At 64.3% G+C, this 8,007-nt stretch carries 7 protein-coding genes; all 7 read left to right on the top strand.

Annotated features, from left to right (window positions below):
• Window positions 1-207: 207 nt before the first annotated feature.
• The 7 genes from VEZ38_RS04660 (at window position 208) to rocF (ending at window position 7,902) form a co-directional block, all read left to right on the top strand.
• Entirely contained in the window at window positions 208-684 is a 477-nt protein-coding gene (locus VEZ38_RS04660) for a hypothetical protein (RefSeq protein WP_324892182.1), read from the top strand.
• 14 nt (window positions 685-698) lie between these two features.
• A complete protein-coding gene (locus VEZ38_RS04655) occupies window positions 699-1,775 on the top strand; it encodes a M42 family metallopeptidase (protein ID WP_324892181.1) in 1,077 nt (358 codons plus the stop codon).
• Between the two features lie 19 nt (window positions 1,776-1,794).
• Entirely contained in the window at window positions 1,795-2,988 is a 1,194-nt protein-coding gene (gene purT / locus VEZ38_RS04650; RefSeq protein ID WP_324892184.1) for a phosphoribosylglycinamide formyltransferase 2, read from the top strand.
• Between the two features lie 196 nt (window positions 2,989-3,184).
• Window positions 3,185-4,396 carry an ornithine--oxo-acid transaminase gene (locus VEZ38_RS04645; protein ID WP_324892180.1) on the top strand — a complete coding sequence of 404 codons (1,212 nt, stop codon included), beginning with the start codon at window positions 3,185-3,187 and terminating at the stop codon, window positions 4,394-4,396.
• 67 nt (window positions 4,397-4,463) lie between these two features.
• On the top strand, window positions 4,464-6,017 hold the full coding sequence (gene pruA / locus VEZ38_RS04640) for an L-glutamate gamma-semialdehyde dehydrogenase (protein WP_324892183.1): 1,554 nt from the start codon (window positions 4,464-4,466) through the stop codon (window positions 6,015-6,017).
• 19 nt (window positions 6,018-6,036) lie between these two features.
• Window positions 6,037-6,966 carry a proline dehydrogenase family protein gene (locus tag VEZ38_RS04635; protein WP_324892179.1) on the top strand — a complete coding sequence of 310 codons (930 nt, stop codon included), beginning with the start codon at window positions 6,037-6,039 and terminating at the stop codon, window positions 6,964-6,966.
• 33 nt (window positions 6,967-6,999) lie between these two features.
• Window positions 7,000-7,902: an arginase gene (gene rocF, locus VEZ38_RS04630; RefSeq protein WP_324892178.1), complete on the top strand. Its 903-nt coding sequence runs from the start codon at window positions 7,000-7,002 to the stop codon at window positions 7,900-7,902.
• The last annotated feature ends 105 nt before the right edge of the window (window positions 7,903-8,007 follow it).

The following is an 8,007-nucleotide window of genomic DNA, read 5'->3' as shown; positions in this document are numbered from 1 at the left end:
CGCCCCGTGCGTCGGCTCTTTTATTTATGCGGCGCCCCGGGGAGCGGCTACGCGCCGAGCACGGAGCGGCGCGAGCCATTTTCCGACCGTCAAGAGGACTCGACGCCTGCCGCCGGCGACGGGCTGGTTCGTGGAATGGCGGCGGGCATGGTATAATGAGGGAGTTTCGAATACGGGTGTAATGATTCGGCGAAAGGCGGGAGTTCGATGTCCCTTCGGGAGCGACAGGTCGTACCGGGCGAGCTGCTGGAGCGACGCATCGAGGAGGTGCGCGAGCTGGAGGCGTCGGAGACGGAGCGCTACGGCATTGTGAAGGATACGGTCACCGGCGAGCACTACTTGCATTATCGATACGTTCATCGGGACGTCGCGGCCGGCGGCGCGGCATCGGCTTATCATCAGTTAATGCCGATCGACAACGATGAAGTGTTGGGTTTCCTGTTTAACGGCGACGCGTTCCGATACCCGGAGGCATGGCGTCGGCCGTACTTGCGCAACGGGCCTGACGATCAATACGTCTGGTTCGATCCGTCGCCGGCGCTCGAAGCGGACGAGGCGGAGCGAGAGGCGGCGCGCATCCGCGAGACGCTGCTCGCGTTCAAGCGCAAAGGCCAATTCGGCGAGAAGGACGTGGAGCGGCTGCTCCGCGAACTGGACGACAACGCCGCCAACGATACCAAGTAAGGAGCGTGTACGGTTTGAACGAACGCACGATGGAGTTGTTCCGGGAGTTGACCGAAGCGTCCGGGGCCCCCGGCTTCGAGCAGGAGGTGCGGCGCATCTTGCGGGCGCGCCTGACGCCGGTGTCGGAAGAGATCGTCGCCGACCGGCTCGGAGGCTTGTTCGGCAAGAAGACGGGACGAGCGGACGGGCCGGTCGTCATGGTCGCGGGGCATATGGACGAGGTCGGCTTTATGGTCACGGGCATTACGGACAAGGGCATGATCAAATTCGCGCCGCTCGGGGGTTGGTGGAGTCAGGTGCTGCTTGCCCAGCGCATGCAAATCGCGACGAAGGGCGGTCGCGTCGTCGGCGTCGTCGGTTCGACGCCGCCGCATCTGCTCGACGAAGCGACGCGGGCGAAGCCGGTGGACATCGGGCAGATGTTTCTCGACATCGGCGCCGACGACCGGGCGGACGCGGAGGCGATCGGCGTTCGCATCGGGCAGCCGATCGTGCCGATCTGCCCGTTCACGCCGCTGGCCAATCCGAAAAAAATTATGGCGAAGGCGTGGGACAACCGGTACGGCGTGGGCCTTGCAATCGAGCTGATGGAAGCGCTGCAGGGCGCTTCGCACCCGAATGTCGTCTATGCGGGCGCCACCGTGCAGGAAGAAGTGGGGCTGCGGGGCGCGGAGACGGCGTCCGCGCTGCTTCGGCCGGACATTGCGTTCGTGCTCGACGCCAGTCCGGCCAACGACGCCTCGGGCGATAAATCCGCATTCGGGCAGCTCGGCAAGGGGGCGCTCCTTCGGGTGATGGACCGGACGATGATTACGCACCGGCTGATGGTCGAGTTCGTGCGGGATACGGCAGAGACCCATAAGATCCCTTATCAATATTTCATTTCGCCGGGCGGCGGGACCGACGCCGGGCGGGTACACTTATCCGGTACGGGGGTGCCGACCGCGGTCGTCGGCATCCCTGCGCGGTATATCCATACCGCCGCGGCGGTTGTCCACACGGACGATTACGCGGCTGCGAAGGAATTGTTGATTAAGCTTGTAACGGCGTGCGATCGATCGACGGTCGATACGATCGTACGCAACGAATAGGAGGACGGCGTTCATGTCAATGGGACAAGCGAGATTTTCGCCCTACGGCCCCCCGCTGACGGGGAAGGCGCGGAAACTGCTGTTGCTCGGCTCGGGCGAGCTCGGGAAAGAGGTCGTGATCGAGGCGCAGCGCCTAGGGGTCGAGACGGTCGCGGTCGATCGATACGAGGGAGCGCCGGCGTTCCACGTCGCGCATCGGTCGTACGTCATCGACATGTTGGACGGGGAGGCGCTGCGCTCCTTAATCGAGAAGGAGAAGCCGGATTTGATCGTGCCGGAGATCGAAGCGATCGCGACGCAGACGCTCGTCGAGCTGGAGGACGAAGGCTACGTCGTCGTGCCGACGGCGAACGCCGCGCGGCTGACGATGGATCGCGAAGGCATTCGGCGGCTTGCAGCAGAGACGCTCGGCTTGCCTACGGCGCGGTATGCGTTCGCCGATTCGTTGGACGAGCTGCGCGCGGCCGTCGCGGACATTGGCACGCCATGCGTGGTCAAGCCGATCATGAGCTCGTCCGGCAAAGGGCAATCGGTCTGCAAGACGCCGGAGGACGTCGAAGCGTGCTGGACTATCGCGATGGAAGGCGGCCGCGCGAAGAAGGCGCGCGTCATCGTGGAGGAATTCATTCGTTTCGATTCGGAAATCACGATGCTGACCGTCCGTTCGATTTCGGGAACGGCGTTCTGCGCGCCGATCGGCCACGTGCAAAAGGACGGCGATTACATCGAGTCGTGGCAGCCTCACGAGATGACCGAGGCGCAGCTTGCGGAGGCGCAGCGCATCGCGAAGGCGGTTACCGACGCGCTCGGCGGCTACGGCTTGTACGGCGTGGAGCTGTTCCTAGCGCCGGATAAGGTCTACTTCAGCGAAGTGTCCCCGCGGCCGCACGACACGGGGCTCGTGACGCTCGGCACGCAGGATTTGTCCGAGTTCGCCCTGCACGTGCGCGCCATTCTCGGCTTGCCGGTCCCGACGATCCGGCTGTTGACGCCGGGCGCTTCGCGAACGCTGAAGGCGTCCGACGCGCGCGAGGCGTTCGTCGTGACCGGGATCGACAAGGCGCTCGCGCTGCCGAACACGCAGGTGCGCGTCTTCGGCAAGCCCGTGACGACGCCGGGCCGACGGATGGCGGTCGCGGTAGCGACCGCAGACACCGTCGAAGGCGCGCGCGCGGCCGCGGCCGACGCGGCGGGGTGCCTGCGCATCGAGTAGGGATAAAAGATTTCTAACCAGCCGGTTCGACGGGCATCGTCGGGTCGGCTTTTTCTATGCCTTCGATACCGTTGCGCTTACTAGCTAAAATTTAGTAAGTTACTATCATAGGACGTGTGTTGATCGCCCAGCTTTGACGTATGATAACAGTAAGGAAGCGGCATGGAATAATTCGGGAAGGAAGGAGCGTCCGGACATGGGAACGTCAGAAGCGATAATCGAAGCAACCGAACGGATCGGGGCGCATAACTACCGACCGATTCCCGTCGTCGTCGAACGCGCGGAGGGCGCGTGGGTGTACGACCCGGAGGGGCGGCGGTACATGGATATGCTTAGCGGCTATTCCGCGCTGAACCAAGGCCACCGTCATCCGAAGATCATCCAAGCGCTTAAGGAGCAAGCCGACAAGGTGACGCTGACCTCCAGAGCGTTTTACAACGAGCCGATGGCCCGGTTTTACGAACGGCTGTCCGCTTACACGGGGAAGTCGACGATTCTCCCGATGAACACGGGGGCGGAGGCGGTCGAGACGGCGATTAAGGCGGCGCGGCGCTGGGCCTACGACGTTAAGGGAGTCCCGGACGGGGAGGCGAACATCATTGTTTGCGCCGGGAACTTTCACGGGCGGACCGTGACCGTGACGTCGTTTTCCTCGGATCCGTCGTACCGCCGCGGCTTCGGTCCGTTCACGCCGGGTTTTACGATTGTACCCTACGGCGACCTCGACGCGCTGCGCGACGCCATCGACGAACGCGCGGCGGCCTTCCTCGTCGAGCCCATCCAAGGGGAAGCGGGCATCGTCATTCCGCCAGACGGCTATTTGCAACGTGCGGCGCGGCTATGCAAAGAACGGAACGTGCTGTTTCTTGCGGACGAAATCCAAACCGGCTTCGGCCGCACCGGACGGAACTTCGCCTGCGACTGGGAAGGCGTCGTGCCGGATATGTATATTTTAGGCAAGGCGCTCGGCGCGGGCGTGCTGCCGGTTTCCGCGGTCGCGGCCGATGCCGAGGTGCTCGGCGTGTTCGAGCCCGGCTCGCATGGTTCGACGTTCGGCGGCAATCCGCTCGCCTGCGCGGTCGCCGTCGCGGCGCTCGACGTCGTCGAGGAGGAGCGGCTCGCCGAACGGTCGGCGACGCTCGGTGCGGCCTTCCTCGAGCGACTGCGCACGCTGCGCCACTCCTCCATCCGCGAAGCGCGCGGGCGGGGGCTCCTGATCGCGCTGGAGATGACGGGGCCTGCGAGGCCGTATTGCGAAAAGCTGATGGAACTGGGGTTGTTATGCAAGGAGACGCACGAGAACGTCATTCGCTTCGCGCCGCCGCTGATCGTGACCGAGGCGGAGCTCGAATGGGCGTTCGAGCGCATCGAGCGGGCGTTGTCCGAGACGGCGCCGCCGTCGCCGTAACCGCAGCCGGCGGGACGACCGCGTCAGCATCATATGAATTGTCGAAAAGGAGCGGATCGAAATGACCATGATTCCATATTCGCCGGAGCCCTTCACCGATTTCTCGAACCCGAAGGAAGCGCAGGCGTTCGCCGACGCGCTCGCGATGGTGCGCGGCCAGCTCGGGCGCGACGTGCCGCTCGTCATCGGAGGCGAACGCATCGCCGCGCAGCGGACGTTCGATTCTTTGAATCCTTCGAACAAGACGGAAATCGTCGGCCGCGTCGCGAAGGCGGATCGGCAACACGCCGAGCAAGCGATGCAGTCCGCTTACGACGCGCTGAAATATTGGTCGCGGGTGCCCGTCGAGTCGCGGGCGGCGGTGCTGTTCAAGACGGCCGCGATCTTGCGCCGGCGAAAGCACGAATTCAGCGCATGGCTTACGGTAGAAGCCGGCAAGGTGCGAGCCGAAGCGGACGCCGATACCGCGGAGGCGATCGATTTTATGGAATATTACGGCCGGCAGATGATCGCCATGGCGAAGCGTTCGAACGACTTGCTCGTGCCGATGCCGGGCGAGGATAACCGGCTCGAGTATATCCCGCTCGGCGTCGGCCTCGTCATTCCGCCTTGGAATTTCCCGCTTGCGATCATGGTCGGCATGACGGTCGCGTCGATCGTCGCCGGCAACACCGTCGTACTGAAGCCGGCGTCGACGACGCCCGTCATCGCGTACAAATTTTACGAGATGCTCGAGGACGCGGGGCTTCCTCCGGGCGTCGTGAACCTCGTGCCGGGCAGCGGCGCGGAAATCGGCGACTACCTCGTCACGCACAAGCTGACGCGGTACATCGCCTTCACCGGCTCTCGGGACGTCGGGCTGCGCATTCACGAGCTGTCCGCAAAGGTCGGCGAGGGGCAGATGTGGTTGAAGCGGTATATCGGAGAGATGGGCGGCAAGGATTCCATCATCGTCGACCGCGATGCGGATCTTGAGGCGGCGGCGCAGGGCATCGTCGCGTCGGCGTTCGGGTTTTCGGGGCAGAAATGCTCCGCCTGCTCCCGCGCGATCATCCATCAGGACGTGTACGACGAGGTACTCGCCCGCGCGGTCGAGCTGACGGCGTCGCTGAAGATCGGCGATGCCGCGGACCCCGCGAACTTCACCGGTCCGGTCGTCGACGAGTCCGCCTATCGCAAAATATTGGAGTACATCGATATCGGCAAAGGGGAAGGGCGCCTCGTCGCGGGCGGCGGCGCGCCGATGGCCGAACGCGGCTACTACATTGAACCGACGATTTTCGAAGGCGTCGCGCCGGACGCGAGGCTCATGCAAGAGGAAATATTCGGGCCGGTGCTTGCGTTTTGCAAGGCGGCCGACTTCGAACAGGCGCTCGATATCGCGAACAACACGGAATACGGGCTTACCGGATCCGTCTATACTCGCAACCGCGCCCATATCGACCGCGCCCGGGACGAATTCCATGTCGGGAATCTATACTTCAATCGGAAATGCACCGGCGCGATCGTCGGCGTGCATCCGTTCGGCGGCTTCAACATGTCCGGAACCGATTCGAAGGCGGGCGGTCCCGACTATCTGCTGCAGTTTACGCAGCTGAAGCTGAGCTCGGAGAAGCTGTAACGAAAGCGAGGTGGTGCAGGTGGCTTGGGATGCTTTCTTTCGAAGCGCGGTGCTGACGGCAGCCGGCAATCCGGCGGTTCGCGCATTCTTCGAAAAGTACGGCATGCGCCTCGGCGTCGCCCGTTTCGTCGCGGCGGAGGCGCTCGAGGAGACGCTCGAGGCGGTGCTTCGGCTGAACCGGCAGGGTTTGATGGCGACGCTGGATTACTTGGGGGAGAGCGTCACGGACCGCGCGCTGGCGGTCGATGCGGCCGATCAGGCGATACTGGCGTTGCGGCGCATCGCGGAACGGCAACTCGTTTCGAACGTCTCCGTGAAGCTGACGCAGCTCGGTCTTGCCATCGATCCCGCGTTTTGCGAGGCGCAGCTGTCGCGCATCCTCGACGAGGCGGCGCGGACCGAAAACTTCGTGCGCATCGACATGGAAGACTCGTCCGTCACGCAGCCGACGATCGATCTGTTCGCGAAGATGCTTGCACGCTACGGGACGGCGCGTGTCGGCCTCGTCCTGCAATCGTACCTGTACCGATCGGAGGCGGACCGCGCGAGGCTCGGCGCGCTCCGCGCGAATGTACGCATCGTGAAAGGCGCATATAAGGAGCCCAAGGACGTCGCGTTCCCGCATAAGAAGGACGTGGACGACAATTACTTGCGCTTAGTGGAGGCTCATATGCTCCAGGGCGCGTATACGGCCGTAGCGACGCACGACGAGCGCATCGTCGACAAGGTTATCGCGTTCGCGCGCGAGCGGGGGATCGACCGGGAGCGGTTCGAATTCCAGATGCTGTACGGCATCTCGTCGTCGTTGCAGCTTCGTCTCGCGCGGGACGGCTACCGGGTTCGCGTGTACACGCCGTTCGGGGAAGCGTGGTACCCCTACTTTACGCGGCGCATCGCGGAGCGCCCGGCGAACCTGTGGTTCGTGGCCAAGGGCTTGTTCCGCTCGTAAGGACGCAACGACAAGAGGAGGCAAGGCAGGCTTATGAAAACGCAAGAAATTTCGCTCATCGGCGTGCCGATCGACCTCGGAGCCGACCGCCGCGGCGTCGACATGGGGCCGAGCGCGCTCCGCGTCGCCGGCATGCAGGCGAGGCTCGAAGGGCTCGGCTACGTCGTGCGCGACGAGGGGGACTTGGTCGTGCGCCGGCCGCGGGACTACGGGGAATACGGGCCGTCGCTCAAGTTTCTTGCCGAAATCGGCCGCGTTTGCGACGAATTGCATCGGGAGGTGTCGGCGGCGCTCGGGGGCGGCCGCTTCCCGCTCGTGCTCGGGGGCGACCACAGCCTTGCCTTCGGCACGATCGCAGGGGTGCTGCAGCATAAGCGGAAGGTCGGCGTCATCTGGTTCGACGCGCATGCGGACGTGAACGACGCGGAGACGTCGCCGTCCGGCAACATCCACGGCATGTCGCTCGCCATCGCCCTCGGCATCGGCCATCCGGCGCTGACGTCGATCGGCGGGGAAGCGGCGAGGATCGATCCGTCGAAGGTCGTCATCGTCGGCGCGCGGTCGATCGATCCCGGGGAGCGGGCGCTCATCCAGCGACTCGGGATCAAAGTGTTTTCGATGCATGACATCGATCGACTCGGCATGACGCGAGTCATGGAGGAGACGATCGCGATCGTAACCGACGGAACGGACGGCGTGCATCTGAGCCTGGATCTGGACGGCCTCGATCCCGAAGACGCGCCGGGCGTCGGGACGCCGATCATCGGCGGCTTAACGTACCGCGAAGGCCACCTCGCGATGGAGCTGCTGTCCGAGGCGGGCTGCGTCGTCAGCGCCGACGTCGTCGAAGTCAACCCGATTCTCGATCATATGAACAAGACCGGCAAGGTGGCCGTCGAATTGGTCGCCTCGCTGCTCGGAGAGCGGATATTGTAGAGGGCCGAGGGCCGAGGGCCGCGCACGCATCCGTTCCTGGGCGACCGCCCGCCGATGCCAAATCGGTGCGGGCGGTTTTTCGTTTTTTTTCGGCGGAACAAGCCC

This window comes from Paenibacillus sp. (assembly GCF_035645235.1).
In the GTDB taxonomy this organism is placed as follows: Bacteria; Bacillota; Bacilli; order Paenibacillales; family YIM-B00363; genus Paenibacillus_AE.
Note: the sequence above shows the minus strand (reverse complement) of the source record. Positions and strands in the feature narration are given on the sequence as shown.

Coding starts and splice junctions, on each gene's coding strand:
- pruA (WP_324892183.1), top strand. CDS start 4,464: ATGATTCCATATTCGCCGGAGCCCTTCACCGATTTCTCGAACCCGAAG.
- rocF (WP_324892178.1), top strand. CDS start 7,000: ATGAAAACGCAAGAAATTTCGCTCATCGGCGTGCCGATCGACCTCGGA.
- VEZ38_RS04645 (WP_324892180.1), top strand. CDS start 3,185: ATGGGAACGTCAGAAGCGATAATCGAAGCAACCGAACGGATCGGGGCG.
- purT (WP_324892184.1), top strand. CDS start 1,795: ATGGGACAAGCGAGATTTTCGCCCTACGGCCCCCCGCTGACGGGGAAG.
- VEZ38_RS04660 (WP_324892182.1), top strand. CDS start 208: ATGTCCCTTCGGGAGCGACAGGTCGTACCGGGCGAGCTGCTGGAGCGA.